Consider the following 25573-nt stretch of genomic DNA (forward strand, 5'->3'; position numbering starts at 1 on the left):
CGGAAAACGCTTCCTCGATCAATCCCGCCGGCCGTTGCGGCCACGGATAAAGGTAGGGAAAAGCCAGCGCTCCACAAAACGACACCGACGCCTTGAGCCCGAGGTTCTTCGAAGCCTTGGCGCCGAACTTCATCTGTTCGACCGCCCATTGCTGCCTGGCCTTCGGATTGTTGTGCACCGCAGGCGGTGCGAAGCCGTCGAACTGCGCGTCATAGGCCGGATGCACCGCCACCAACTGCCCCTGCAAATGCGTCGACAGCTCGGTGATCTCGACGCCGGCATCGCTGCAGATGCCCTTCACCTCGTCGCAATAGGCCTGGGAAGACGCCGCTTTCTCGAGGTCGAACAGCCGGCTGTCCCAGGTCGGGATCTGCACGCCCTTGTAGCCCAGCCCGGCCGCCCATCTGGTGATCGACGGCAGCGAATTGAACGGTGCGGCATCGCCCGCGAACTGCGCCAGAAACAGCCCAGGACCTTTCATTGTCGACGGCATCGGCATCCTCCCTCATTATCCACGACCAAGCATAGCGCCGATTGAAAGCAGGGCCAGCCTCTTTGGTCTTTTCTCGACAGGCGCTGGTGCGCACCGCCATTCTGGTATTACCAAATATGCTCATTTGGTCAAGCGCCGCCGCTCGCAGCCATCGCTGCGCAAATGACCTCGAAGCGGGCAAATACGCCAGTTTAATCAAAGAAGTAGTCACCTGATGGGGCTGCCTTGCGGGATTTCTTGCCGTCCAGATGAATTTGATGTAGACCTCTTGTCACGCCAAATTGGTCGAACCAGTTACGAAAAATGCTGGAGCGCCTTGGGGAGGATCATGCAACGCAATCTGGCGGGGTGCGTTGCAGGCGAATTGTTACAGGCGAATTCTGGGAAGGACAGACCATGCATCTTTCGACGCACAACTGGATGCGGGCGGAACCGCTGGAGACGACGCTCAAGCGGATCAAGAAATTCGGCTATGAATCGATCGAGATTTCCGGCGAGCCCGCGCAGTACAAGATCAATGAGACACGTGCCCTCCTGAAGGAGCACGGCATTCGCTGCTGGGGGGCGGTGACGCTGATGCTGGGCGAGCGCAATCTCGCCGCCAGGGACCAGGGCCAGCGCGAGCGCTCGGTGCAGTATGTCAAGGACGTGCTGACGATGATCAGCGAACTCGACGGCGAGATCATCACGCTCGTTCCCGCCACGGTCGGCAAGGTGGTGCCGGACGGCACCGAGGAAGAGGAATGGGAATGGGTGGTCGATGCCGCCAGGGAATGCTTTACCCATGCCAGGAAAGTGGGCGTCAAGATCGCGGTCGAGCCGCTCAACCGGTTCGAGACCTATCTGTTCAACCGCGGCGCCCAGGCGCTGGCGCTGGCCGATGCGGTCAGCCCCGAATGCGGTGTCTGCCTTGACGCCTATCACCTCCATATGGAGGAGTTCAACGTCTACGATGCCATCCGGCAGGTCGGAAACCGCCTGTTCGATTTCCACGTCGCTGACAACAACCGCTTCGCCGCCGGTCTCGGACAGATCGACTGGCCGAAGATCGTCGGCACCCTGAAAGAAGTCGGTTACGACGGCGCGTTGACCAACGAGTTCGTCGCCCCTGTCGACCGCACGCCGGCTGCTCCCTATCCCGACATGGTCGATCGCAACCCGGTCGACATCTCGCCGGAGCAGCTCAAATTCATCCAGGACCACGGTTCCAGCGTGCTCACGGAAAAATTCTATACCGACCAGATGCGCATCACCGCCGAAACGCTGCTGCCGCTGATCAAGTAATCGATCTCTGGAAACCAGCCTTTCCGCCCGACGGCGGCCCCTTACGGCGGCAAGGCAGAGGATGAACATGCGCATCAAGACGGTCCAAGCCTGGTGGGTCCGCATACCGATCGAAGCCGCGCGGCAGCACCGCAGCGACTTCGGTCAGGTGACGACGTTCGACGCCGCAATCCTGCGTATCGAGACCGCCGATGGGCTGGTCGGCTGGGGCGAAGGCAAGAACGCCGCCGGCAGCACCGGCAGCTACGGCGCCCTCGTCCACATGCTGAACCATGAGGTCGGCCCGCAGCTGATCGGCTGCGATCCGGCCGACATCGGGGTGATCTGGGAGATGCTCTACAATGGCGTGCGCCACGACAGCGCCGCGCAAAACGGCCACGCCATGCCGCAACTGGCGCGGCGCGGCATCAGCGTCGCCGCGATCAGCGCCGTCGATATCGCATTGTGGGATATTCTGGGCAAGTCATTGGGGCTTCCGGTTTGGCGGCTGCTCGGCGGCCGCAAGCTTGACCGCATGCCGGCCTATGCTTCCGGCGGCTGGGCCTCCACCGAGGCGATCGGCGAGCAGTTGAAATCCTATATCGCCAGGGGCGGCTTCAAGGCGCTGAAGATGCGGATCGGCGCGATGGACGGCGCTCCACACAATTCCGCCGCCCGCGTCCGCGCCGCAAGACAGGCGCTCGGCCCCGAAGTCGACCTGATGGTCGATGCGCACGGCACCTATACGGTGGCGGAAGCCAAACGTTTCATCCAACTCGCCGGCGACCTCGATCTGGCCTGGTTCGAGGAGCCGGTCATCGCCGACGACAAGCCCGGCATGGCCGAAGTGCGGGCGTCCGGCTCCATCCCGATCGCCACCGGCGAAAGCGAAGCGACGCGTTATGCCTTCCGCGACCTCGCCACGCTCAAGGCTGCCGACATCTTCCAGCCGGACCCGGCCTTCTGCGGCGGCATCAGCGAGGCGATGAAGATCGGCACCATCGCCAGCGCCTTCAATCTGCGCTTCGCGCCGCATCTGTGGGCCGGCGCGCCTTGCTTCTTTGCCGGGCTGCATGTCTGCGCTGCTTCGCCGGCTAGCTTTACCGTCGAATATTCGCTCGGCGCCAATCCGATGATCCACGATCTGATCGAGGAGGCTGTCGAAGCAAAGGACGGTATGATAGCGATCCCCGAGAAGCCTGGACTGGGATTCACCCTTTCGGAACGTTTCCTGGAGGCGCACGCGCTACGCGGCTGATCATGAAAGAAAAGAACCTTCTCGCGGAACTCGCCGCCTATCTGTTCTCCCACTCCGACAAGGCGACCGGCCGAACGCCGTCGGAGCGTGAACTGGCGGAGCATTTCGCCGTCAGCCGCGGCCAGATCCGCGAGGCGCTGGCCATCCTCGAAGCCATGCGCATCGTCGAGCGCCGAGCCAAGTCCGGCATCTACATCGACACCAAGCAGGCCAGCGTCGAGGCGATGGCGCTTTTTGCCAAGGCCGGCCTGCCGCTCGATCCGATCCAGATCTACGAGACCGTCGAGTTGCGCAAGATCCACGAGATCAAGGCTGCCGAGCTTGCCTGCTCGCGCGCCACCGAGGAAAATTTCGAGCGGCTTCGCGAAATCCTGAAGGCTTCGGAAGACCGTATTGCGGCGGGCGAGGGCCTCGCCAAGGAGGACCGCGAATTTCACCTTGAGATCGTGCGGGCAACCAAGAACAGCGTTTTTCACAACATATGCAGCCTCTATTACTTGATGGGCGAGCAACGCCTGCCGATCTACTTCAACGATCCCGAACGCAGCATGCGCTCGCATGCCGAGCACATCCAGATCTACGAGGCGCTGCTGCGCCGCGACGGCAACCTCGCCCAGGCGCTGATGAGCGCCCATCTGCAAGGCGCGGAAAGCTACTGGAAAGGCCTGATCGAGGGCGGTGGGGCAGAACCTCACAGCCCAGCGCTCGAACCGGTCTGACATGCCTAAGATCCTGACGACACACACGCTGCACCCGCGCGCCTCCGCCATGCTGACCGACGCCGGCGAACTCGTCGTCGCCTCCGCCCTCGATGCCGATACGCTGGCGACTGAGGCGAGGGACGCCGATATCATCATCGTTCGCGCGCCACTGCCATCAGCGCTTTTCGAGGGGGCGACGAAGCTCCGGGCCGCAATTCGCCACGGCGCCGGGCTCGACATGGTTCCCATGGAAGCCGCCACGGCAGCCGGCGTGCTGGTGGCAAACGTGCCGGCGGTCAATGCGCGCTCGGTCGCCGAATACGTGATGTTCGCGGCGCTGGCGCTGCTACGGCGCTTCCGCATGGTCGACCGCGACTTGCGGGCGAAGGGCTGGCTGGCCGGCCGCGACCACACCATTCTCGCCAGCGAGCTCGCCGGCAAGACGATCGGCATTGTCGGCTTCGGCGCCATCGGCCAGGCAGTCGGCCACATCGCGGCGCATGGTTTCGAGCTGAACGTGGTGGCGACGACGCGCAGCAGGAGGCCGGCGCCGGACAGGGTCGGATTCCTGTCGATCGATGCGCTGGTCGAGCAGAGCGACATCATCGTTCTGTGCTGCCCGCTGACAGCGGAGACGCGCGGCCTGATCAACCGCGAGCGCATCGGTCGAATGAAGCCGCACGCGCTGCTGATCAATATTTCGCGCGGGCCGGTGATCGACGACGAGGCGCTGATCGAAGCCCTGCAGAAGGACCGTATCGGCGGTGCCGCGCTCGATGTCTTTGCGACGCAGCCGCTGCCGCCCAATCACCCCTATTTCGGCTTCGACAATGTCATTGTCACGCCCCATATGGCCGGCATCACCGAGCAGTCGATGATGCGCATGGGCGTCGGTTCGGCTGATGAGACCTTGCTGGTGCTGGCCAACAAATTGCCGGTCAACCTGCGCAATCCCGAAGTCGTCGAGCATTACCGGCGGCGGTTCCCGGCCGACGCGTAGCGCTACCGCCGTTTCGCCCAATTTCTCCACGACGCTGCACCCCATGCTCGTTTTTCGCCGCACCCCGCTGCTCGTTGCGATCGTTTCGATCTGCGTCCTGCCCTCGGTCGCTGCAGCCGAGAGCAGTTATGTCTATTGCGACAACGGCCTGCGGTGCGTGATGGCGCCCTGTCCGTCGAACAGCGCATTCGACCTTGCCACGGGCAAGATTATCAAGGGCGTGTCGATCGACATCGAGGAACTGCCGCCGCAGGACAAGGCACCCGATCTTTCGGACAAGCTCTACGCCGGCAAGGTCGTCGTTGTTGGCTCCATCGAGAACCGAACCCAGACCCTCAACGGCAAGCAATACACTCTGCCATGGCTGGTCGCGACCGGTATCGAACGCGCGTCCAGGGACAGCGAACGGGGCCACTGTTCGTCGCATTAACGTTCACATCTTCAACGGCCAAGCAATGCCTCGACTTCCGCCGCGATGCGCAGCAGACGGTGGTCGTCGCCGTGGCGCGCCACCAGCATCAGTCCGGCCGGGCGCGCCATTCCCGGCATCGGTAGCGAGGTCGCGCAGAGGTCGAACTGGTTGGCGACCTGCGTGTTGCGCAGCAGAAGGCCTTCCGTGCGCTCACACAGAGCTTCGTCGCTGGTCATCGACACGATGGTCGGCGCGGTGACCGGCGTGGTCGGCAGGGCCAGCACATCGACAGACGCCAGCCGCTCGTCCATGGCGGCGACAAGAGCCGTGCGGCGGCGGATTGCCCTTATATAGGCCGTGGCCGGCACGGCGGCGGCGCGCGACAACGGCTCGCTCACCCGCGGATCGACCGGCGTCGCCGCACCTGCCGCCAGCCAATCTGCATGGACCGCGGCGCCCTCCATTGCCGCAATCGAGGCCCGCCTGGTTGCCGCGCGCAAATCGGCGAGGACGTCATCAATGGACAGATCGGCGAGGCGTGCACCGGCGAGTTCCAGCTTGCGAGCACATCGCTCGAACGCCGCCGCGACCTCTTCTTCGGTATCCTCGAAGAGCACGCCGCGCGGAACGCCGATGCGCAGTCCGGCAAGCGGAAGCGGAACAAGAGCCGCGAACTCTTCGCCCGCCATCACCGCGGCGGCTGCCGCACATTCGGCGACGGTGCGCGCAAGCGGGCCGATAGAGTCGAGCGTGTCGGACAGCGGGAAGACGCCATTGCGCGGTACCCGCCGCGCCGTCGGCTTGAAGCCGACGACACCGTTCAGCGCCGCCGGAATACGCACCGAGCCGCCGGTGTCGGAACCGATCGAGATCTCGCTCGTGCCTTCGGCAACGGAAACACCGGCGCCGGAGGATGAACCACCCGCGATCCGGCCGGCGTCGCTCGCATTGCCGGGCGTGCCGTAATGCGGGTTGACGCCGATTGCGGTGAAGGCGAATTCGGTCATGTTGGTCTTGCCGAAGATCACCGCGCCCGCTTGCCGCAGCCGCCGCACGATGACGGCATCCCGCAGCGCCGGCGCTGCGGTGCTGAGCAACAACGAACCGGCCGTGGTCGGCTCGCCGGCGACATCGAACAGGTCCTTGATCGACAGAATTGTTCCGTCGAGCGGCCCGAGCGTCACGCCGGCTCTGCGCCTGGCATCGGCGGCGTCGGCTGCTGCTCGTGCGGCTTCCGGATAGAGTTTTACGAACACGCTTTCATTGTCGGCGCGGACGGCGAGACGCGAAAGGACGGCTTCGAGGCGGTCACGGGCTGATTGCATGGCACAGTCTACTTTTTTATTGTCGCCCGAACAGCCCAGCACACTGACGTCAATGGCTCTAGCGATAGCCAGTCGCATCGGCTGGTTTGCCGGCGTCCTGAACCTCGGGAACGTAGCGCCACGCGTCAGGCCGCGAGCCGTCGAGATCGGTAAAGCCGTAGACCTGCGCAAGCCCGCCACTCGACAGCGACTGTCCGTTCCAGCGCGAACGGTCCGGGTCCGCCGCAAGCGCCGCCACTGCGCGCCCGATAAAGCGCGGGGTCTCGGAAATGACGAAATGCGGCACTTTTGCTGTCGCATCACGCCAGTTGTCCTCGGTCACCCCGAAAGCTTCCAACATCATTTCCGAACGCAGCCAGCCGGGTGTCAGCGAAATCGAGGTGGCGCCGTGCGGGGCGAGGTCCTTGGCATGGGCCCAGGCCATACGGGTCACCGACACTTTGGCGAGGTCATAGAACGGCGAGAGCCGATAATGCTCGGCATTATACTCCGCGGTGCCGTCGGTGACTTCGACCAGCAGGCCGCCCGGGCGCTCAATCAGAAGCGGCAGCGCGTAGTGCGCTGTGATCAGATGCGTGTCGATGCCCAGCCGCAACATGCGCAAACCATTCGTGAGATCATGTTCCCAGACCGGCTTGTTCCATTCGAACAGTTTCTCGCCGCCCCAAATGTCGTTGACCAGCACATCGAGGCGGCCCTGCTCGGCACGTATCCGGTCGACCAGCTTGCGCACGTCTTCGGCAACCAGATGGTCGACTTGCACAGCGATGCCATGGCCGCCTTGCGCTGAAACAAGCTCCGCCGTTTCCTCGATAGTTTCCGGGCGGGCGTATTCGGACTGATGCGCGCGTGTCGTCCGCCCGGTGACGTAGACCGTCGCGCCCGCGGCACCCAGTTCGACAGCAATACCTCTCCCCGCACCGCGCGTGGCGCCAGCGACCAAAGCGACCTTTCCCTTAAGCGTCATTGAACCTCCCCAGACTCTGACCAACCAATGCTCTGACCAACCAATGCTGGCCTTCTTCAATGTTAAGATATATAAATGATCATTCGGTTATAAATGGATGTCAAGATGCCTCGGCAAAAAACGCAATCCGACGAGGACGTGCTGGAAGCGGCGCACCGGCTGATCCACAGGCATGGCCCGGAGGCACTCACATTTGAACGGCTGTCCCAAACTTGCGGGCTCTCCGGCTCGACCCTGGTGCAGCGTTTTAAGAACAAGGCCACGCTCAGGCAAAGAACCTTGCTGCAGGCATGGGACAGGCTGGACGCGAAGACGACAAAGCTCGCAGACGCGACGCCGAGGACCCCTTTTGGCGCGATCGAATTGCTGGTGGCGCTGTCACGCGACTATGGCGGCATCGAATCCTATGCCGAGGGCCTGCTCGTCCTGCGCGAAGATCTGCGCGATCCGGTGCTTCGCGCGCGGGGGGCGTCGTGGAAGGCATCCCTGTGCAACATCCTCGACTCTTGCTTTGCCTCTGTCGTCGACACGCCGTTGGACATCGGCCTGCTGATGGCATCGCACTGGCAAGGCTCGCTGCTTTGGTGGAGCTTCGACCCGAAAGTCGAAGTTACATCCTATGTCGAAGACAGTTTGGGCCGTTTCGTCGCCGCAATCGCCACGGCCCGAAAACCATAGGGTTTTCGGGCCCTTGCTTGGAGGCAAGAGGCGTCCTACGTTCGACGCACGTGCGGATGGCCTAGGTTGTGCTCCTCGGGCCAAGCAAGAACGCCGCCAGAGCCGCCAGCAACGTCGCGATCCCGCAATAGGCGAAAGCGCTGGCAACGCCGGCATTGTCGACCAGCACGCCGCCGAAAACGGCGCCCAGTGCAATGGCCACCTGGAATGTGGCGACCATCAGCCCGCCAGCACTTTCTGCCTGGTCGGGAGCGGCTCGCACAAGCCAGCTTTGCAGCCCGACCGGCACCGCGCCAAAGGCAAAACCCCAGGCGGCCACCGCTATCGCCGCCACCGCGGGCGAAGCGCCGATGGTCAGCAGCAGAAGTGCTGCGACCGCAATCAACAGTGGCGCCAGGCCCACCGCGGTCTTGAGGCTTCGTTCAGCCATGAACCCGCCGGCAAAGTTGCCGAAGAAGCCACCGATGCCGTAGGCGAGCAGCACAAGCGAGATCGTCTCAATGTCCAGCGCGGGCACCTTCTCGAGAAATGGGCGGACATAGGTGAAGCCGGCAAAATGTCCCGAGGCGACCAACAGGACAACCAGGAGCGCAACCCTGATCATCGGCCGCTTTATTACCTCCAGCAAGGTCCGAACACTTGCCACGCCCGCCGGCGGCAGCTTCGGAAGGGTGGCGATCTGCACCAGCAGCGCCAGGGCGCCGACAACAGCTGCGATCATGAACGCCGTTCGCCATCCCCAGATGTCGCCGACATAGGCACCGACCGGGGCCGCACAGACGGTCGCCACCGAAACGCCGGTGAGAATGATCGACATGGCGCGCGGCATCAGCCGCATCGGGACAAGCCGCATCGCCATGGCCGCCGACATCGACCAGAAGCCGCCGAGGCTGATCCCGAGCATGATGCGGGCGATCAGAAGAACGGGAAGCGAGGACGCAAACGCCGCCAACAGGTTCGACAGGATCAGCAGCACGCTCAGTCCCCACATGACGAGCCTGCGGTCCAGCCGTTTGGTGACGATGGCCATGGTCGGGGCGGCTATCGCGCCGACAACGGCGGTTGCCGTCACCGCTTGGCCGGCGGTGCCTTCGGTCACACCGAGATCCTGCGCCAGCGGCGTCAGCAGGCTGGCAGGCAGGAATTCCGCGGTCACCAGCCCAAACACACCGAGCGCGAGAGATATGACCGCCCCCCACGCCGGCTCGGCTCGTTCATCAGTTTCCGCCGGATCGAGAACGGCTGACATGACGCCTGTCGCGGGTTCGGTCATGATGGGATCTCCGATCTGGTTGCAGCGCAACATTTGGCTGCAGTGCAACATAGGGAGTGACCGCCTGGAGTTTCCATGCTAGAAACACCATCATGCTTGACCATTCGTCCAAAATTCCGGTCACCGGCGATCCGCTGACAGACATATTGCGCGGGTTACGGCTCGACGGCGTCGAATATGCCCGTTGTGAAATGCAGGAGCCCTGGGGCCTCCAGTTTCCGGCCCAGACGGCGGCGCGGTTTCACTTCATCGGCCGCACAGGATGCTGGTTGCTGCAGCCGTCCGGCGAATGGGTCGAGCTCAAGGCGGGCGACGCGGTGCTGCTGCCGCGCGGCACCGCACACGTCCTGGCGAGCGAGCCGGGCACTGAGGCTTCGCCGATCCAGGGTTATGAGGTCGGAGAGGTCTGCAAGGGCGTTTATTGCCTGTCCAACGAAGGCTGTCGGCCGGGGACGCTGCTGTTTTTCGGCAGCATGTATTTCAATCTCGACGGTTTGCACCCATTGCTTGGCATGATGCCGGACGTGATGCGCGCGCACGAGTTGGAAGCCTATGAACCGGCCATCCCGCATTTATTGGAGGCTATGGCACGCGAGGTGACGATGGAGCGTGTCGGCTCCGGCGGCATTCTGGCACGGCTGGCCGATGTGCTGGCCGCCACCGTCATCCGCTCATGGGTCGAGCGCGGCTGCGGCGACTCGTCCGGATGGATTGCGGCGGTGAGGGATCGCGAGATCGGCCGCGTGCTGGCCGCGATCCACCTCGAACCGGACCGCGACTGGACGGTGGAAACGCTGGCCAAGATGATGGGCGCCTCGCGATCAGGCTTCGCCGAACGCTTCGCGACGATCGTCGGCGAAACGCCGGCCAAATATGTCACCCAGGTGAGAATGCACCAGGCACGGCAATGGCTAGTCCGCGACCGGCTGAAGATTTCCGTCGTCGCCGCACGCCTGGGCTATGAATCCGACGCGTCGTTCAGCCGGGCGTTCAAGCGCGTCATCGGATCGGCTCCCAGCCATTTCCGTGCCGAGGAACAGGCCGAGACCCGCCAAGCCGGCTAAACCTGGCCACAGGCTTCAAGCCGCCTGGCATCCTCCCGCCCAACAGACGCGCATTTTTGCGCGACACGGCTTAGCCTGCGTGACGAAGGCTTATCCCGGTCCCCTTGTCGAACAGCACCACCTTGTCCGGATCCCAGGCAAAGCGCACCGGCTGCTCGATGTCGACATCGGTTCTGGCCGGCACGGTGGCCCGCAGCATGGCGTCGCCGACCCGCAGCGTCAGGATCTTTTCGACGCCATGGTTCTCGACATCGTGGACGCGCGCTTCCACCGGCGCCCCGCTCTCGAGATAGAGATCCTCGGGACGAATACCGAAGACGAGCGGGCGACCGTCGGTCTCGCCGCTCGTCCTGGCCCCCCCCGCAAAAGGCAGTTCGAAATTCAGCGGTGCCATCACCGCGCGGCCATTGACGAGCTTGCCGTCGATGAGGTTCATCGGCGGCGAGCCGACGAAGCTCGCCACATAGGTGTCGCGCGGATTGTTGTAGATCTCATAGGGCGTGCCGGTCTGGACGATGCGGCCATGGTTGAGCACGCCAACCTTGTCGCCCATCGACATCGCCTCGATTTGATCGTGCGTGACGAACAGGAAGGTCTGGCCAAGGTTCATCTGGATGTTCTTCAGCTCGGTGCGCAGCGCCTCGCGCAACTTGGCGTCGAGCGCCGACAGCGGCTCATCCATCAGGAACACGCGCGGCTTCCTGACGATGGCGCGACCAATCGAGACGCGCTGCATCTCGCCGCCAGAGAGGCGATCCGTCTTGCGGTCGAGCAGATGCTCGATACGCAAGGTCTTGGCAACGCGGTCGACACGCCTCTTGATCTCGTCGGGCTCGATGCGGCGGATTTTCGGCTTCAGCGGGAATTCGAGATTTTCGCGCACCGTGTAGCGCGGATAGAGCGAGTATTGCTGCAGCACCAGCGCCACGTCGCGCTCGGCCGCACCCCAGTCAGCGACATCAGCGCCGTCGATGAATATCTGCCCTTCGTCCGGTTTTTCCAGGCCGGCGATCATACGCAGCGTCGTCGTCTTGCCGGCGCCGGTCTCGCCGAGCAGCACGAAGAACTCGCCGTCGGCAATGTCGAGATTGAGCCCGGTCAATGCGGTGTGATTGCCGAATGTCTTTGAGATGTTCTTGAGCTGGATATGGGCCATCAGAGTCTCACCCCCAGCGAATTGCCGCTTGCCGTGTCGAAGAAATGCGCCTGCGCCGGGTCCAGCTTGGCGAAGACCTGGACCCCCGCCTTGCCGACGAAACCGGAACGGGTTCGGGCGCGCAGCATCTGTGTCCCGACCTTGAGGTCGACGATGTCGTAGGAGCCAAGCGGTTCGATGATGTGCGCCTCGACCGGCAGATAACCGTCCGCCGGCTCGCGCGAGACTATCACACCTTCGGGGCGAATGCCGAGTGAGAGGCGGTCCTGCCCGACGTTCGCGGCGTCGAGCTGGCCGACCAGTTCGGCCGGGAAAACGAACCCTTCCGCGGCACCGTCGACGGTGACCCTGGCGCCGGAACCGTTCATCGTCACCGCTGCGTTGGCGATGTTCATCACCGGCGAGCCAACGAATTGCGCGACGAACAAATTGGCCGGGCGCGTATACACTTCCGATGGGCTGCCCACCTGTTGCAGAACGCCCTCATGCATGATGACGATGCGGTCTGCAAGGCTCATCGCCTCGATCTGGTCGTGGGTGACGTAGATGGTGGTTGAGCCCTGCTTGATGTGCAGCCGCTTGATCTCCGCGCGCATCTCCTCGCGCAGCTTGGCGTCGAGCGCGCCGATCGGCTCGTCCATCAGCATCGCCTTCGGCCGCCGCACCAGCGCCCGGCCGATTGCCACGCGCTGCATGTCGCCACCCGACAGCGCCGACGGCTTCTTGCCGAGCAGATCGTTGATCTGCAGCACTTTGGCGACCGAGCGCACCTCGCCGTCGATCTCCGACTTGCTCTTGCGCATGGCGCGTAACGGAAAAGCGATGTTCTCGTAGACGCTCATATGCGGATAGAGCGAGAACGACTGGAAAACCATGGCGATGTCGCGGTCGGCAGCTTTGAGATGCTGGACCGGCTTGCCGTCGATGAGGACATCGCCGCCGTCGATCGTCTCAAGCCCGGCGATGGCGCGAAGCGTCGTCGTCTTGCCGCAGCCCGACTGGCCGAGCAGCACGATGAACTCGTTGTCGTCGATCTTGAGGTTGAGGTCCTTGATGACCTGGACGGCGCCGAAGAATTTCTGGACGCCACGAAGCTCGATCTGGGTCATGCGTGACCTTCTTTTTCCGGCGCGCCGGTCGCCTGCGGCTTCTGCCTTGGACCGACCCAGCCGGTGATCATGAACGTCAGCAGCCCGACGATGATGATCGTCAGCCCATAGCGGTGCAGGAAGAGGTTCCACGGCTGGCAGAGCGCGATGATGCCGCACACCATCACGATCTCGGCCGTGCGCTGGATTGTAGCATGGCGGATCATTTGCGAATCGCTCCGAAGGACATGCCGCGCAAGAGGTGGTTGCGCAACAGGAAGGTGAAGATCGCGACCGGCAGCAGGAACAGGAAGGTTCCGGCGGCAATCACCGTCCAGTCCGACAGGCCGGAACCGACCTGGCTTGGAATGAACGGCGGCGCCGTCTGGGCCCGCCGGTTGGTCATGATCAGCGCGAAGGCATATTCGTTCCACGCGGTGATGAAGCAGAACACGGCGGTGGCGGCGATGCCGGTGGCCGCCTCCGGCAGCACGATCTTGAAGAAGGCCTCCATGCGCGTATAGCCGTCGACGAGCGCCGCCTCCTCGTACTCCTTCGGAATTTCGTCCATGAACCCCTTCATCAGCCATACAGAGAAGCTGAGGTTGAAGGCGGTGTAGAGGATGATCAGGCCCCAATGCGTGTCGTTGAGGCCGACCGCCCGGTACATCAGGAACATCGGGATCGCCACCACCACCGGCGGCAGCATGCGCGTCGACAGGATGAAGAAGAGCAGGTCCTGTTCCCCCTTTATCTTGAAGCGCGAGAAACCGTAAGCGGTGAAGGTGCCCATGCCGACGGCAAGGATCGTCGAGGTGATGGCCACGATCAGCGAATTCATGAAGCGGCTCGGATAACCGGACCACTGCACCTCGCCCTTGCCCGAGCGCACCACCTTCTCGCCGCCGTCAAACACCAGTCGCTCCCACCACGGGGCGGCGGCGTATTGTTCCGGCGTCGGCGCAGTGCGCAACTGCGACCGCTTGGTGAACAGCTTTACGAAGGGCGATATCTCAGGCTGGAAGACCACCGTCGGTGGAATGGTGGTGGCAAGGTTGCGCGGCTTGAACGCCGTCGAGGCTATCCAGTAGATCGGCGCCAGGAATATAATCGTGACGATCAGCACACCGACGATGGCGAGCTTGTTGAGCGAACGCTCGGCAGAGGTGGTGACAGCGGCCATGCTAGCGCTCCTTCACCTTGTTCAGGTATTTGACGTAGATGTTGGTGATCGCCAGGATCATGATCAGCACGATGTAGGCGAGCGCGCAGGAGCGCCCAGTCTGCCATTCCTGGAACGCCATCTTGTAGAGCCGGATCGAGATCACCTCGGTGGTTGGCTGGCTGGTCAGGATGTAGGCAAGATCGAATGTCTTGAACGCCTCCATGGTGCGAAAGATGATCGCGATCATCAGGATCGGCGCGACCAGGGGCAGCGTAATGCGAAAGAACGTATAGAACGAGCCGGCGCGGTCGATCGCGGCCGCCTCGTAGAGGTGCTTCGGCACCGCCGACAGGCCGGCGAGCGACAGCAGCATGACGAAGGGCGACCACATCCAGATGTCGGTGATGGCAACCGCGTAGAGCGCCATGTCGGGGTTGGACAGCCACTCGAAGGAGCCGAGGCCGAGCGTATAGTTGATGATGCCGAAGGACGGATCGTAGAGCAGTTTCCAGAACAGGCCGACAACAGCCATCGACAGCATCATCGGCAACAGCAGCAGTGTCGTCAGCAGGCCCTTCAACGGGATATCCCGGTTGAGCAGCAACGCCACGCCGAAGCCGACGACGACCTGGCCGACCACGGAGACGATGACATATTTGGCGGTGATGGCGAAATTCGACCAGATGAACGGGTCGTTGAGCAGCTCGCGGTAATTCTGCAGTCCGACGAAAGTTGCCGGTGCCGCGCCCGATGCGCGAAAGTCGGTGAACGAATAGCCGAGCGAATAGAGCAATGGAAAGATGTTGAAGACGATCAGGAAAACGATCGTCGGAATGATGAAGAGATTGCGGATCGTAAGGTCGCTCATACCGCGGGCGGCGGAGCGCGACTTGGGATCCAGCGTGGTCATGACTGCAGTGGCCAAGGGCCGTTCCTCCGGAAAAGAAAACGGAAGGGGCGGGCTCCCGCCCCCTCCGAGCGTTAGTGCCGTTTACTTCACGCGGTTGTATTTCTTGAACGTCGCGTTCCAGTCCGCGGCGAGCGCATCGAGCACTTCCTTGGCCGTGCCCTGATTGCCGGTGATGTACGGATAGACGCGTTGGTTCATCTGGATGAGCAGCTCGGCATATTCCGGCGTCGCCCAGAAGTCCTTCACCTTGAACATGGTTTCGTAGAAGGCCTTGTTGTAAGGCGTGGCGTTCTGGAATTCAGGCGACTCGAGCACCTTGGCGCTTGCCGTGTAACCGCCGAGTTCCGCCCATTTCTTCTGCGTCTCGTCCTTGATGAACCATTCCAGGAACTTCATCGCCTCTTCCTGATTCTGCGAATAGGAGATGACGGAGATGCCCTGGCCGCCGAGCGCGGCGAACTGGTCGCCGTTCGGTCCTGGAGGGTTGGCGAAGAAGCCGGTGACCTTGGCATTCGGGTTGGAGGCTTCGTTGATGAGCGCCGGGAAGAAAGCGAAGTAGTTCATGCTCATCGCCGCCAGGTTCTCGGTGATCGCCTGGTTGTCCTCGATGAAGAAGCTCTTGGCCCAACCAGGAGGGGTGAAGGAATAGAGCTCCTTGTAGGCCTCGAGCGCCTTGACGTTCTGCTCGGAGTTGATGATCCCGTCGACCTTGTAAGTGGAATAGTCGCCAAGTTCGCCGCCGAAGGAGAAAATGGCGTTCTCGACGCCCATCACCAGAGCATCGTACGAGTTATCGGTGTAGATGGCGACGCCGTAGCGCTTCTCGTCGGGACGGTGGAAGAATTCGGCGATGTCGCGCAGCTGCTTCCAGTCCTTCGGCACGCCGAGATCGTAGCCGTACTTGGCTTTGAAGGCTTCCATCTCCTTCGGGTCTTCGAACCAGTCCTTGCGATAGGACCAGCCGACCGCGTCGCCCTCGGCCGGTATCGACCAGTATTTGCCGGAGTTGGACGGATATTCGGCGTAGTATTTCACCGTTGCCGGCGCCATCACTTCCTTCAGATTGTGCTTGTTGAAGAAGTCGGTGAGGTCGACATAGTGGCCAGCCTCGGAGGCCGCGCCAATCCACTGCGAATCGCCGACGACCATGTCGTAGGCGCTGCCCTTGGCGTTGAACTCGGTGAACGCCTTGGTCTGGAAATCCGGCCACGGCGTCGTTTCGACCGTGACCTTCACGCCGCTCTCGGCCTCGTAAAGGTTGACGAGTTCCTGCAAATAGTTCGCCGGATCCCACTCAGCCCAGAAGATGGTGAGTTCCTTATCCTGCGCGTAGACAGACGTTCCGCAGGCGAGCACTAAGCCGATACCAGCAAGCATGCTGGTCATTGTCTTGCGCATGATGATTTCCTCCCTTGTGCGCATTCTACCGTATCATCCGAGCCGGCGGCGACGCCGGCCCTGGTAGTTCCTTCCGTGATGGCGCCGTTCCGGTTTTCGAGCCTCCTCGCCCAACCGGAAATGGATCGCAGCCCTCACTTTCGACCCGCTATATTGTCCTGATCTGGTATTACCAATTTCGGACGCACGTCAAGCTCTTTCTTGGACGATGGCAGGGCCTCAGACAAGCAGATTCCACCAACATCTGTCTGTTTTTCTTAAATTTTCCTACTCGTTGATACGCAAGACCCTTGTTCGCGCTACGAAACGCCGACTATTGTCAGTAGTAGGCATCCCCATCTGGTCGAACCAGATCGATACTATTCCGCAGCTGTCGCCGGCGCAGGTCTGTTTCCTCCAGCCATCGATTCCATCACTGCAGCCCGCACCAGCGCGCCGGCTGCCCATTGCGCTACCGACATCATCTTGCGGCTGTCCAGTCCCCATATATCCTTCAGCACGATCAGCACTTCGACGCCGAAGATCAGCGACAGGGCCTGTGCCAAGCGGTTGAATTCGCGTGGCGGCAGCCGGTGCTTGAGCGGTGCGATCGCGTCCTTGAGCAAATCGATGCGATGGCCGCGCGTGAAGGCTGGCTCGCCGTCCAGCGTGCCGGCCTGCCGCCGCGCCCACTGGTCGAGCGACAGCTTCAGCGCCGCCTTGAACGTCGCCTCGAAGGCTTCGATGCGTGGCATGGCCGTGTCGAACAGCTCGACGACGCGGCGCTCGGGATCGGCCGAGGCCGACTTCCAGGTGAGGATCGGCCCGAGCCCTTCGTCGACCACCGCCTGCACCAGCGCCGCCTGGCTTGGAAAGTATCGATAGGCGGTGGCGCGGGAGACTTCCGCCGCTTCGGCGACCTCGCTGACCGAGGGCGTGGCGCCCGCCTGCATCAGCCTTGTCGCCGTCTCCAGCATCAACCGCCTTGTGCGGGCGCGCGGCCCGCGCGCCGCTGCAGAACCGGCATCGTCGGGCACTGTCACTGGTTGACGTGAGACATTCATATCAATATGATACGCACGTCTCAAAAAATTGCAATGGCCTTTCGCGCTGCCGAACGGCCGGGGCAAAAGAGCGGCCGGCAACTACGCCGAGTGCGCCTTGAACCAGGGAAACGCAATGAAGCGCGTCTATGTGGTGGGCACCGCCGACACCAAGGGTGAGGAACTCGCCTTTCTGGCCGATGCGGTCGCCGCCACCGGAGCTGCTGTCGCCCGCGTCGACGTCGGAACGCGCAACGCGACCGTGCCGGTCGATGTCCCGGCCGAAGAGGTCGCCGGCCACCATCCCGACGGCAGCACCGCCGTGCTGGGCGTCGACGACCGCGGCACCGCGGTGGCGGCAATGGCCATCGCCTTCACCCGGTTTGTCCAGTCGCGCACCGATATATCAGGCATGATCGGTATCGGCGGCGGTGGCGGCACTTCGATCATCACGTCAGGCATGCGCGCGCTGCCGCTCGGCCTGCCCAAGATCATGGTCTCGACGCTCGCCTCGGGCGACACCGCGCCTTATGTCGATGTCTCCGACATCGTCATGATGCCGTCGGTGACCGACATGGCCGGCCTGAACCGGCTGTCTCGCGTCGTGCTGCACAACGCTGCCCAGGCAATAGCAGGCATGGCTGCGAAACCGGCGCCGCCCCCCGACGGCAAACCATCGATCGGGCTCACCATGTTCGGCGTGACCACGCCATGCGTGACGTCCATCGCCGAGCAGCTTCGTTCGACCTATGACTGCATGGTCTTCCATGCCACCGGCACCGGCGGCCGCACCATGGAGAAGCTGGCTGACAGCGGCTTGTTGTCCGGCGTCATCGACATCACGACGACAGAAGTCTGCGACCTCCTGTTCGGCGGCGTGCTGCCGGCAACCGAAGACCGCTTCGGGGCGATCGCCCGCACCAGGCTGCCCTACGTCGGCTCGGTCGGCGCGCTCGACATGGTGAATTTCTGGGCGCCGTCGACGATTCCGGAACGCTATAGCGGGCGGCTGTTCTACGAGCACAACCCGAACGTGACGCTGATGCGCACGACGCCTGACGAAAGCCGCAGGATCGGCGAATGGATCGGCGAGAGACTGAGCCTCTGCGAGGGACCCGTCCGGTTCCTCATTCCCGAAAAAGGCGTTTCGGCGCTCGACGTCGAAGGCGGCGCCTTCTTCGACCCTGAAGCCGATGCAGCACTCTTCGAGGCTATCGAGCGCACGATCATGCCGGATAACACACGTCGCGTCATCCGCTTGCCGCTGCACATCAACGATCCCGAATTCGCCAAGGCTGCGGTTGCGGCTTTTCTCGACATCGCCAGACAGTGAGAGACGAAGCCATGCCCGCCATACCGCGCAAGAAGATCCTGGAAAAGTTCCGCAAGATGATTGCCGGCGGCGTGCCGATCGTCGGCGGCGGCGCCGGCACCGGGCTGTCGGCCAAGGCCGAGGAGGCCGGCGGCATCGACCTGATCATCATCTACAATTCCGGCCGCTACCGCATGGCCGGCCGCGGCTCGGCTGCCGGCCTGCTCGCCTATGGCAACGCCAACGAGATCGTCAAGGAAATGGCCTACGAGGTGCTGCCGGTGGTGAAGAAGACGCCGGTGCTGGCCGGCGTCAACGGCACCGATCCCTTCGTCATCATGCCGCTGCTGCTGGCCGAGCTGAAGACGATGGGTTTTTCCGGCGTGCAGAACTTTCCGACCATCGGCCTGTTCGACGGCCAGATGCGGCAGAGTTTCGAGGAAACCGGCATGGGCTTCGGGCTCGAGGTCGACATGATCGCCGCGGCACACGATCTCGATCTCCTTACCACACCCTATGTGTTCAACCCCGATGAGGCACGCGCCATGACCAAGGCCGGCGCCGACATCGTCGTCGCTCATATGGGGGTGACCACCGGCGGCTCGATCGGTGCGACGTCGGCCAAATCGCTCGACGACTGCGTGACGGAGATCGACGCCATCGCTGAAGCGGCGCGTGCGGTGCGCAAGGATGTCATCCTGCTTTGCCATGGCGGGCCGATCTCGATGCCGGACGATGCCCGCTACATCCTCGAACGCTGCAAGGGCCTGCACGGCTTTTACGGGGCAAGCTCGATGGAGCGGCTGCCGGCGGAGGCGGCGATCGCCAGGCAGACTGCCGATTTCAAGGCGGTCACGCTGGAGCATCGGACCCAAAAGTCGGAACCGGTTTTGGGAAAATCCGATGCGCAAACAAAAAAAAGCGGTGCCAAGACGACCGCGAAGAAGAAGAAGGGATGAGACGATGACCGACAAGAGCAAGGTGTTTGTCTACCCGAAGGATGTCAGCGCCTTCGGCTTCGACTGGGGCAGGCTGTCGTTGACGGTGGCTCCCGAAGTGAACGGCGCCACGCGCTTTTCCGGTGGCGTCGTCGACCTTCCGTCCGGCAAGGGCCACACGCGCCACAATCATCCGGGTGCGGAAGAGATCATCTTCGTCATATCAGGCAATGGCGAGCAGATGGTCGAGGACGAGGACGGCAATCCGGTCGTCGAGAAGGTCGGCCCCGGCTGCACCATCTATGTGCCGGAAAGCCGCTTCCACTCGACACTGAACACCGGCGATGCGCCGATGCAGCTTTTCGTCGTCTATTCGCCGGCCGGGCCGGAACTGGCGTTGCGCGACCTGCCGGATTTCAGGCTGCTGCCGCCGGGCGGGAAGTAAGCTCTGCACACCCGCCCCTTGTTTGCGGCAGGGCTAATCGCATTTGTAGTTGCCCCCTCATCCGGCCGCTTCGCGGCCACCTTCTCCCCGAGGGGAGAAGAGTAGGCGCCGTCGCTGGCGATCTCCTCTCCCTTCGGGGGAGAGGTCGGATTGTCCCGAATTGCCCTTGCAATTCGGTTGGCAATCCGGGTGAGGGGGCAGCGCCTTCATTGCAAGGCTGTCAAACTCCGCCCCTGTTCCAACCCCGTCCCCTATCACCAAACATCACATAGCCGCTATCGGTGACCGCCACCGTGTCCTCGAGCTTGATGAAGCCGCGCGTCGGGTGCAGCATCGTCGTCTCGACCGAGAGCACCATGTTTTTCTCCAGCGGTTTTTCGGCATAGGTGCCCTCATAGGTCACCGGATGGTTGGTCATCAGAAACGGCGCCTCATGGGTGATCAGCCCCATGCCGTGGGCGAAGAAATCGGTATAGGGCGCGACCTTCGACGCTTTCAGCACGCCTTCTGCGTGAGAAATCATGTCACCACCCAGCGTGCCGGAGCGTACCTTGGAAAAGGCCGCCTGCTGCACCGCCTCGACTTCGGCCAACAGATCCTCGAGTTCGGCATCCGGTTCGCCGAGAATCCCCATGCGGCAGAGGTCGCCGATATAGCCGTGATAATTGCCGCCGGAATCGATCGACATCACCTCGCCCTTCTTCCAGGCCTGCGGCGAGCCGGCGCGGTTGTGGCTGGCGCCCAGCGTCAGCAGGCAATATTCGAAATGCGCGCCGCGATTGGTCTCCTCGCGCCGCAGCTGCTCGATGATCTCGGTCTTGGTCGTGCCTTCGCGCGCCCAGGCAATGGTCGCCAGCATGGAATCGGTGATCAGTTCAGAGGCGGTGCGCAGCTTCTCCAGCTCCGCATCCGTCTTGATCGCCCGCATCCGCTCCAGCATATCGGTCGCATCGACAAGCCTTGCATCCGGCAGCGCCTTGCGGATCAGCGTGTAGGCATCCGACGGCAGGAAAGCCGGCTCGATGCCGATGCGGGCGTCGCCCTTGCCGATTTTCGCCAGGTGCTCGACCGCGAGATTGGCGGCGTCGAGCGTGCCCCAGCAGGCGGCGTGGAAAGTCGGCGTCCAGAACGGGTTGTTCTGGTGCTCGGCGCCCTCCATGCGGTTGCCGATATAGGCGGCGTGGTCCGGTCCGCCCTTCTCGTAGACGACAACAGGCAAATAGCGGCTGTGGCCGATTGCATCCATGGCGGCGAAGAAGATGAACTTGTAGCCGCCAAGCAGATACTGCGTGTTGTGCTTGGAGGTGGCGAGCAGCACATCGATGCCGGCTTCCTCCATCAGCCGGTCGATCCTGGCATGATCGAACGGGATGGTGCTGACGGCATTCTTGCCCGGAACGACGTTCATCTTTCTCTCCCTGAATTCCCTGACCGGCCGATCGGATCGCGGCAGTCTCCAGTCTGGTCTTACCGAGACAAGTCTGGTCCTACCAGATAAGGTCGGATTGAACCGCTTCCCTGTAACTGGTCCAGCGGACGAAATTTTCAAAGCCACATGAGGATGCGCCAAATCCGTCGCTGGCGAAACCCTCGGCAAGGCTCATAATCACCCTTGCAAGGATGCCGTCCGGCGTCCGAGGGTAGTGGCCACCCGGCCGAGTGGCTGAGAGGGACGGAGTTCGATCATGTCAGAGGTCACAATTTCCAGACGCAGCGTGCTTGCCGGTTCGGCACTCCTGCTGGCTTCGACGGCGCTGCCGACGATCGGCTGGGCACAGACGCCGAAGAAAGGCGGGCGACTGGTCGTCGCCGCCGATTCCGAGCCGCGCAACCTCAATCCGGCGATCGTCGCGTCCAACGGCGTCTTCTTCATTGCGAGCAAGATCGTGGAACCGCTGGCCGAGGCGTCCTTTGAGGGCAAGGACGGGCTCAACCCGCGCCTGGCGACAAGCTGGGAGGGCGCCGCGGACGGCTTGTCGGTAACGTTCAAATTGCGCGAGGGCGTCAAATGGCATGACGGCAAACCCTTTACCTCCGCCGACGTCGCGTTCTCGGCGCTGCAGATCTGGAAGCCGCTGCAGAATCTCGGCCGCACCGTGTTCAAGGATCTGGAGACGGTCGACACGCCGGACGAACTGACGGCGGTGTTCAAATTCGCCAGGCCGACACCATTCCAGCTGATCCGCAACGCCTTGCCGGCGCTGACCAGCGTGGTGCCGAAGCACATCTACGAGACAGGCAAGATCGAGGAGAACCCGGCCAACAATGCGCCTGTCGGCACCGGCCCGTTCAAATTCGCCGAACACAAGCCAGGCGAGTATTACCGGCTGGAGAAGAATGGGGACTATTGGGGCAAGGACCAGCCTTACCTCGACGAGATCATCTATCAGGTGCTGCCCGACCGCACCTCGGCGGCAAGCGCGCTCGAGGCCGAAGAGATCCAGCTCGCCGCCTTTTCCGCGGTGCCGCTGGCCGATCTCGACCGCATCTCAAAAGTGCCTGGCCTCAAGGTGATCACCAAGGGCTATGAGGCGCTGACTTATCAGCTCGTCGTCGAGATCAACCATCGCCGCAAGGAACTGGCCGACCTGAAGGTGCGCCAGGCGATCGCCCACGCCATCGACAAGGATTTCGTCGTCAAGACGGTGTTTCTCGGCTACGCCGCCACCGCCACCGGCCCGGTGCCGAAAAACGATCCGCAGTTCTATACGGCCGATGTGCCGACCTATGCCTTCGACGTGGCCAAGGCCAATGCCCTGCTCGACGAAGCCGGCTACAGCAAAGGCGACGACGGCAAGCGCTTTTCGCTGAAGCTGCTGCCGGCGCCCTATTTCAACGAGACCAAGCAGTTCGGCGACTATCTGCGCCAGGCGCTCGCCGCCATCGGCATCGAAGCCCAGCTGGTCAACAGCGACTCGGCCGCGCATATCAAGGCGGTCTACACCGACCATGCCTTCGACCTTGCGGTCGGGCCGCCGGTGTTCCGCGGCGATCCGGCGATCTCGACCACCATCCTGGTGCAGAGTGGCATCCCGGATGGGGTGCCGTTCTCCAACCAGGGCGGCTACAAGAACGACGAACTCGACGCCCTCATCGCCAAGGCGTCCGAGACGCTCGACCCCGCCGCGCGCACGGAACTTTACAGGGAGTTTCAGAAAAAGGTCGCAGCCGACCTGCCGCTGATCAATGTCGCCGAATGGAGCTTCATCAGCGTCGTCAGGGACACGGTGGGGAATGTCGCCAACAACCCGCGCTGGGCGGTGTCGAACTGGGCGGACACCTATTTGGAATCGTGACACACTCGCGCGGATGAAAATTCGCAGCGAAGTCTGTGTGGAAACTTGGTCAAATGCCGAGTTCCTTCACACCCCCCTCTGTCCTGCCGGACATCTCCCCCGCAAGGGGGGAGATTGGCTGGCCGCAACGTCGGCTCGTTTGCCTGCTGCGTTGAAGATTGGCGAAATCGCCGATGACATCCGATCTCCCCCCTTGCGGGGGAGATGTCCGGCAGGACAGAGGGGGGTGCCTGGGCGGGGCATTTCTTACGATCGGCACATCGCCAAGCAGCCGGCGCCGCCATGACCCGCGCGCTTCTCCTCCTTCGCCGTCGCCTTGTCGGCAGCGTCTTCGTGCTGCTGATTGTCGTGATCGGCACTTTCCTTTTGCTGGAAGCCGCCCCCGGCGACGCGGTCGACGCCTATATCGCCTCGACCGGCGGTGACGCCGGCATGATCGAATTGCTGCGTCATCGCTGGGGCCTCGACCAGACGGCGCTGACGCGGCTGGCCAACTACCTCTGGGCGCTGCTGCATCTCGACCTCGGCCAGTCGGTGACGTTCTCGCGGCCAATCCGCGACGTCATCCTCGAACGCCTGCCCAACACGCTGCTGTTGATGGGCAGCGCCACCGCGCTCTCCTTCGGCCTCGGCTCTGCGCTCGGCATCTATGCCGGCGCCAAGCCCGGCGGCTTTCGCGACCGCTTGCTGTCGATCGGCTCGCTGGCGCTCTATGCCGTTCCCGGCTTCTGGCTCGGGCTGGTGCTGATCATGGTCTTTGCCGTCGACCTGCGCTGGTTCCCGATCGGCGGCATCGAGAGCATCGCGTCGGGCATGACCGGCCTTGACCGCGCGGCCGATATCGCCCGCCATCTCGTCCTGCCGGTGTCGGCACTCGGCTTCATCTATCTGGCACTCTATCTGCGCATGATGCGTGCCGGCATGGCCGAGGTCTGGCGGCAGGATTTTGTCCTCGCCGCCCGTGCCAAAGGGTTGTCCCGCCGCCGCATCGTGCTCGCCCACGTTGCCCGCAACGCGCTGTTGCCGCTGGTCACCATGCTCGGCCTGCAATCGGCGCAGATGCTCGGCGGCAGCGTCGTCATCGAAAGCGTCTTTTCCGTTCCCGGGCTCGGCCGGCTGGCGCAGGAAGCGGTGGCAGCGCGCGACACGCCGCTGCTGCTCGGCATCATCCTGGTCAGCGCCGTTCTGGTCATCATTATCAACCTTCTTGTCGACATCGCCTACGCCTTCCTCGATCCGCGCGTCGGCGCCAGCGAGGCCAGCGCGTGAGCCCGCTTCGCCGCTTTCTTCGCACGCCGGAAGCGGTCGCCGGCGCGATCATCCTGGTAGCGCTGTTCGCCATGGCGCTGACAGCGCCGCTGTTCTTTCCTGGCGACCCGCAAGCCATTGCCGGGCCGGCATTGCTGCCGCCCTTTCAGGACTGGTCGCTGCCGCTCGGCACCGACCGGCTCGGCCGCGACGTGCTGGCCGCGCTTCTTCACGGCGCCCGCACCTCGCTGGCGGTCGGGCTGGCGGCGGCGGCCGCAGCCCTTGCCGTCGGCTCGATAGTCGGCACGCTGGCCGGCTTTGCCGGCGGCCTCGTCGACGAGGTGCTGATGCGCATCACAGACGCCTTCCAGACCGTGCCGAGCTTCCTGCTGGCGCTGGCTTTCGTCAGCGTCGTCGGGCCGTCGCTCGGCGTCGTCGTCGCGGCGATCGCGCTCGGCGCCTGGACGGGGCCGGCGCGCGTTGCGCGCGCCGAAATGCTGTCGATCCGCGAGCGCGATTTTGTCGCCGGCGCCCGTGTCATCGGCATGCATCCGCTGGAGATCGCCTTTCGCGAAGTGCTGCCCAACGCTTTGCCGCCGGTGCTGGCGCTGTCGTCGGTGATCGTCGCCGCGGCGATCCTCACCGAGGCGGCACTTTCGTTTCTCGGCCTCGGCGACCCCAACCGCGTGACCTGGGGCGGCATGATCGCCGAAGGCCGCGCCGTGCTGCGCATCGCGCCCTTCCTGTCGATCATTCCCGGCATAGCACTCGTGCTGACCGTGCTCGGCGTCTACCTCGCCGGCGAAGGCGTCGTCGAAACGGCTGCGGTGAGAAGGAGCCTGTCGTGACGACGCTGCTTTCGATCCGCGATCTGACGGTGACCTATCGCCACGACGGCAGCGAGGTGGCGGCGCTGAACCATGTCAGCCTCGATGTCGACGCCGGCGAGCGCTTCGCCATCATTGGCGAGAGCGGCTCGGGCAAGAGCACTCTGGCGCTGGCCATTGCCGGGCTGCTGCCGGGTTCTTCCAAGGTTGGAGGCTCGATCGAGTGGTTTTTGCCATTGTCGCCCTTTGGTGCCAAGGCACCCCCCTCTGTCCTGCCGGACATCTCCCCCGCAAGGGGGGAGATTGCGCTGTCATTTCTGCTTTCGCTAATCGC

The 25573-nt window shown here is 63.2% G+C and carries 26 protein-coding genes; 14 read left to right on the plus strand and 12 right to left on the minus strand.

Going from position 1 to position 25573, the window contains the following annotated elements:
* Window positions 1–493 (minus strand): apurinic/apyrimidinic endonuclease family protein (locus AC0L2A_RS33290; protein ID WP_473612450.1); only part of this gene is annotated, 493 nt, incomplete at its 3' end.
* Window positions 494–889: 396 nt separating this feature from the next.
* On the opposite strand from AC0L2A_RS33290, the gene AC0L2A_RS33295 reads away from it, so the two are divergent.
* From AC0L2A_RS33295 to AC0L2A_RS33315, 5 genes are all read left to right on the plus strand, one after another.
* Complete coding sequence (locus AC0L2A_RS33295; RefSeq protein ID WP_473612451.1) at window positions 890–1777, plus strand: sugar phosphate isomerase/epimerase family protein; 888 nt, start codon at window positions 890–892, stop codon at window positions 1775–1777.
* Between the two features lie 67 nt (window positions 1778–1844).
* A complete protein-coding gene (locus AC0L2A_RS33300) occupies window positions 1845–3014 on the plus strand; it encodes a mandelate racemase/muconate lactonizing enzyme family protein (protein ID WP_473612453.1) in 1170 nt (389 codons plus the stop codon).
* A 2-nt stretch (window positions 3015–3016) separates the two neighbouring features.
* Window positions 3017–3733 carry a FadR/GntR family transcriptional regulator gene (locus AC0L2A_RS33305; RefSeq protein WP_027153131.1) on the plus strand — a complete coding sequence of 239 codons (717 nt, stop codon included), beginning with the start codon at window positions 3017–3019 and terminating at the stop codon, window positions 3731–3733.
* Window position 3734: 1 nt separating this feature from the next.
* Window positions 3735–4715, plus strand: a complete 981-nt coding sequence (locus tag AC0L2A_RS33310) for a hydroxyacid dehydrogenase (RefSeq protein ID WP_473612454.1) — start codon at window positions 3735–3737, stop codon at window positions 4713–4715.
* Between the two features lie 43 nt (window positions 4716–4758).
* Window positions 4759–5145 (plus strand): hypothetical protein, encoded by a 387-nt coding sequence (locus AC0L2A_RS33315; RefSeq protein ID WP_473612456.1) that lies wholly within the window; start codon window positions 4759–4761, stop codon window positions 5143–5145.
* Window positions 5146–5156: 11 nt separating this feature from the next.
* On the opposite strand, the gene AC0L2A_RS33320 is transcribed toward AC0L2A_RS33315, so the two are convergent.
* Together AC0L2A_RS33320 and AC0L2A_RS33325 are read right to left on the minus strand one after the other, a co-directional pair.
* Window positions 5157–6452: an amidase gene (locus AC0L2A_RS33320; protein ID WP_473612457.1), complete on the minus strand. Its 1296-nt coding sequence runs from the start codon at window positions 6450–6452 to the stop codon at window positions 5157–5159.
* Window positions 6453–6510: 58 nt separating this feature from the next.
* Window positions 6511–7419, minus strand: coding sequence for an SDR family oxidoreductase (locus tag AC0L2A_RS33325; protein ID WP_473612458.1), 909 nt, complete (start codon window positions 7417–7419; stop codon window positions 6511–6513).
* Between the two features lie 105 nt (window positions 7420–7524).
* Between AC0L2A_RS33325 and AC0L2A_RS33330 the strand changes: the two genes are divergently transcribed.
* The gene (locus tag AC0L2A_RS33330) at window positions 7525–8097 is read left to right on the plus strand and encodes a TetR/AcrR family transcriptional regulator (RefSeq protein ID WP_473612460.1); all 573 of its coding nucleotides are present in this window, start codon (window positions 7525–7527) and stop codon (window positions 8095–8097) included.
* Window positions 8098–8158: 61 nt separating this feature from the next.
* Here AC0L2A_RS33330 and AC0L2A_RS33335 read toward each other — a convergent pair whose 3' ends face one another.
* The gene (locus AC0L2A_RS33335; protein WP_473612461.1) at window positions 8159–9370 is read right to left on the minus strand and encodes an MFS transporter; all 1212 of its coding nucleotides are present in this window, start codon (window positions 9368–9370) and stop codon (window positions 8159–8161) included.
* Window positions 9371–9462: 92 nt separating this feature from the next.
* On the opposite strand from AC0L2A_RS33335, the gene AC0L2A_RS33340 reads away from it, so the two are divergent.
* On the plus strand, window positions 9463–10434 hold the full coding sequence (locus AC0L2A_RS33340) for an AraC family transcriptional regulator (protein WP_473612462.1): 972 nt from the start codon (window positions 9463–9465) through the stop codon (window positions 10432–10434).
* 70 nt (window positions 10435–10504) lie between these two features.
* Here the strand turns inward: AC0L2A_RS33340 and AC0L2A_RS33345 are convergent, their stop codons facing one another.
* The 7 genes from AC0L2A_RS33345 to AC0L2A_RS33375 form a co-directional block, all read right to left on the minus strand.
* Window positions 10505–11590, minus strand: coding sequence for an ABC transporter ATP-binding protein (locus AC0L2A_RS33345; protein ID WP_473612463.1), 1086 nt, complete (start codon window positions 11588–11590; stop codon window positions 10505–10507).
* The gene (locus AC0L2A_RS33350) at window positions 11590–12699 is read right to left on the minus strand and encodes an ABC transporter ATP-binding protein (protein ID WP_473510870.1); all 1110 of its coding nucleotides are present in this window, start codon (window positions 12697–12699) and stop codon (window positions 11590–11592) included. Before AC0L2A_RS33350 ends, AC0L2A_RS33345 begins: the two co-directional genes overlap by 1 nt.
* On the minus strand, window positions 12696–12905 hold the full coding sequence (locus AC0L2A_RS33355) for a hypothetical protein (protein WP_095493280.1): 210 nt from the start codon (window positions 12903–12905) through the stop codon (window positions 12696–12698). Before AC0L2A_RS33355 ends, AC0L2A_RS33350 begins: the two co-directional genes overlap by 4 nt.
* Complete coding sequence (locus AC0L2A_RS33360) at window positions 12902–13861, minus strand: carbohydrate ABC transporter permease (protein WP_473510872.1); 960 nt, start codon at window positions 13859–13861, stop codon at window positions 12902–12904. Before AC0L2A_RS33360 ends, AC0L2A_RS33355 begins: the two co-directional genes overlap by 4 nt.
* Before the next feature lies 1 nt (window position 13862).
* Window positions 13863–14768, minus strand: a complete 906-nt coding sequence (locus AC0L2A_RS33365; RefSeq protein WP_473510873.1) for a carbohydrate ABC transporter permease — start codon at window positions 14766–14768, stop codon at window positions 13863–13865.
* Window positions 14769–14834: 66 nt separating this feature from the next.
* Window positions 14835–16151: an extracellular solute-binding protein gene (locus AC0L2A_RS33370; RefSeq protein WP_023797333.1), complete on the minus strand. Its 1317-nt coding sequence runs from the start codon at window positions 16149–16151 to the stop codon at window positions 14835–14837.
* A gap of 359 nt (window positions 16152–16510) precedes the next feature.
* Entirely contained in the window at window positions 16511–17194 is a 684-nt protein-coding gene (locus AC0L2A_RS33375) for a TetR/AcrR family transcriptional regulator (protein ID WP_287235470.1), read from the minus strand.
* A gap of 115 nt (window positions 17195–17309) precedes the next feature.
* On the opposite strand from AC0L2A_RS33375, the gene AC0L2A_RS33380 reads away from it, so the two are divergent.
* From AC0L2A_RS33380 to AC0L2A_RS33390, 3 genes are read left to right on the plus strand one after another with little or no spacing between them, the layout of a single operon-like run.
* Entirely contained in the window at window positions 17310–18506 is a 1197-nt protein-coding gene (locus AC0L2A_RS33380; RefSeq protein WP_473517739.1) for a Tm-1-like ATP-binding domain-containing protein, read from the plus strand.
* An 11-nt stretch (window positions 18507–18517) separates the two neighbouring features.
* A complete protein-coding gene (locus AC0L2A_RS33385) occupies window positions 18518–19444 on the plus strand; it encodes a phosphoenolpyruvate hydrolase family protein (RefSeq protein WP_473517740.1) in 927 nt (308 codons plus the stop codon).
* 4 nt (window positions 19445–19448) lie between these two features.
* Window positions 19449–19868, plus strand: coding sequence for a cupin domain-containing protein (locus tag AC0L2A_RS33390; RefSeq protein WP_287172956.1), 420 nt, complete (start codon window positions 19449–19451; stop codon window positions 19866–19868).
* 220 nt (window positions 19869–20088) lie between these two features.
* Here AC0L2A_RS33390 and AC0L2A_RS33395 read toward each other — a convergent pair whose 3' ends face one another.
* Window positions 20089–21276: a M24 family metallopeptidase gene (locus AC0L2A_RS33395; protein ID WP_473517741.1), complete on the minus strand. Its 1188-nt coding sequence runs from the start codon at window positions 21274–21276 to the stop codon at window positions 20089–20091.
* Between the two features lie 277 nt (window positions 21277–21553).
* On the opposite strand from AC0L2A_RS33395, the gene AC0L2A_RS33400 reads away from it, so the two are divergent.
* From AC0L2A_RS33400 to AC0L2A_RS33415, 4 genes are all read left to right on the plus strand, one after another.
* Window positions 21554–23164 (plus strand): ABC transporter substrate-binding protein, encoded by a 1611-nt coding sequence (locus AC0L2A_RS33400; RefSeq protein WP_473517742.1) that lies wholly within the window; start codon window positions 21554–21556, stop codon window positions 23162–23164.
* Window positions 23165–23446: 282 nt separating this feature from the next.
* Window positions 23447–24433: an ABC transporter permease gene (locus tag AC0L2A_RS33405; protein WP_473612464.1), complete on the plus strand. Its 987-nt coding sequence runs from the start codon at window positions 23447–23449 to the stop codon at window positions 24431–24433.
* Window positions 24430–25260, plus strand: a complete 831-nt coding sequence (locus tag AC0L2A_RS33410; protein ID WP_473612465.1) for an ABC transporter permease — start codon at window positions 24430–24432, stop codon at window positions 25258–25260. The genes AC0L2A_RS33405 and AC0L2A_RS33410 overlap by 4 nt, the downstream gene beginning before the upstream one ends.
* The coding region (locus tag AC0L2A_RS33415; protein WP_473612466.1) for an ATP-binding cassette domain-containing protein at window positions 25257–25573 on the plus strand (317 nt) is incomplete at its 3' end. The genes AC0L2A_RS33410 and AC0L2A_RS33415, both read left to right, overlap by 4 nt.

It is taken from the genome of Mesorhizobium sp. WSM4844 (assembly GCF_055811775.1).

Coding starts and splice junctions, on each gene's coding strand:
- AC0L2A_RS33295 (WP_473612451.1), top strand. CDS start 890: ATGCATCTTTCGACGCACAACTGGATGCGGGCGGAACCGCTGGAGACG.
- AC0L2A_RS33380 (WP_473517739.1), top strand. CDS start 17,310: ATGAAGCGCGTCTATGTGGTGGGCACCGCCGACACCAAGGGTGAGGAA.
- AC0L2A_RS33390 (WP_287172956.1), top strand. CDS start 19,449: ATGACCGACAAGAGCAAGGTGTTTGTCTACCCGAAGGATGTCAGCGCC.
- AC0L2A_RS33330 (WP_473612460.1), top strand. CDS start 7,525: ATGCCTCGGCAAAAAACGCAATCCGACGAGGACGTGCTGGAAGCGGCG.
- AC0L2A_RS33320 (WP_473612457.1), bottom strand. CDS start 6,452: ATGCAATCAGCCCGTGACCGCCTCGAAGCCGTCCTTTCGCGTCTCGCC.
- AC0L2A_RS33385 (WP_473517740.1), top strand. CDS start 18,518: ATGCCCGCCATACCGCGCAAGAAGATCCTGGAAAAGTTCCGCAAGATG.
- AC0L2A_RS33300 (WP_473612453.1), top strand. CDS start 1,845: ATGCGCATCAAGACGGTCCAAGCCTGGTGGGTCCGCATACCGATCGAA.
- AC0L2A_RS33315 (WP_473612456.1), top strand. CDS start 4,759: ATGCTCGTTTTTCGCCGCACCCCGCTGCTCGTTGCGATCGTTTCGATC.
- AC0L2A_RS33395 (WP_473517741.1), bottom strand. CDS start 21,276: ATGAACGTCGTTCCGGGCAAGAATGCCGTCAGCACCATCCCGTTCGAT.
- AC0L2A_RS33335 (WP_473612461.1), bottom strand. CDS start 9,370: ATGACCGAACCCGCGACAGGCGTCATGTCAGCCGTTCTCGATCCGGCG.
- AC0L2A_RS33370 (WP_023797333.1), bottom strand. CDS start 16,151: ATGCGCAAGACAATGACCAGCATGCTTGCTGGTATCGGCTTAGTGCTC.
- AC0L2A_RS33310 (WP_473612454.1), top strand. CDS start 3,735: ATGCCTAAGATCCTGACGACACACACGCTGCACCCGCGCGCCTCCGCC.
- AC0L2A_RS33400 (WP_473517742.1), top strand. CDS start 21,554: ATGTCAGAGGTCACAATTTCCAGACGCAGCGTGCTTGCCGGTTCGGCA.
- AC0L2A_RS33340 (WP_473612462.1), top strand. CDS start 9,463: ATGCTTGACCATTCGTCCAAAATTCCGGTCACCGGCGATCCGCTGACA.
- AC0L2A_RS33345 (WP_473612463.1), bottom strand. CDS start 11,590: ATGGCCCATATCCAGCTCAAGAACATCTCAAAGACATTCGGCAATCAC.
- AC0L2A_RS33325 (WP_473612458.1), bottom strand. CDS start 7,419: ATGACGCTTAAGGGAAAGGTCGCTTTGGTCGCTGGCGCCACGCGCGGT.
- AC0L2A_RS33360 (WP_473510872.1), bottom strand. CDS start 13,861: ATGGCCGCTGTCACCACCTCTGCCGAGCGTTCGCTCAACAAGCTCGCC.
- AC0L2A_RS33405 (WP_473612464.1), top strand. CDS start 23,447: ATGACCCGCGCGCTTCTCCTCCTTCGCCGTCGCCTTGTCGGCAGCGTC.
- AC0L2A_RS33355 (WP_095493280.1), bottom strand. CDS start 12,905: ATGATCCGCCATGCTACAATCCAGCGCACGGCCGAGATCGTGATGGTG.
- AC0L2A_RS33305 (WP_027153131.1), top strand. CDS start 3,017: ATGAAAGAAAAGAACCTTCTCGCGGAACTCGCCGCCTATCTGTTCTCC.
- AC0L2A_RS33350 (WP_473510870.1), bottom strand. CDS start 12,699: ATGACCCAGATCGAGCTTCGTGGCGTCCAGAAATTCTTCGGCGCCGTC.
- AC0L2A_RS33375 (WP_287235470.1), bottom strand. CDS start 17,194: ATGAATGTCTCACGTCAACCAGTGACAGTGCCCGACGATGCCGGTTCT.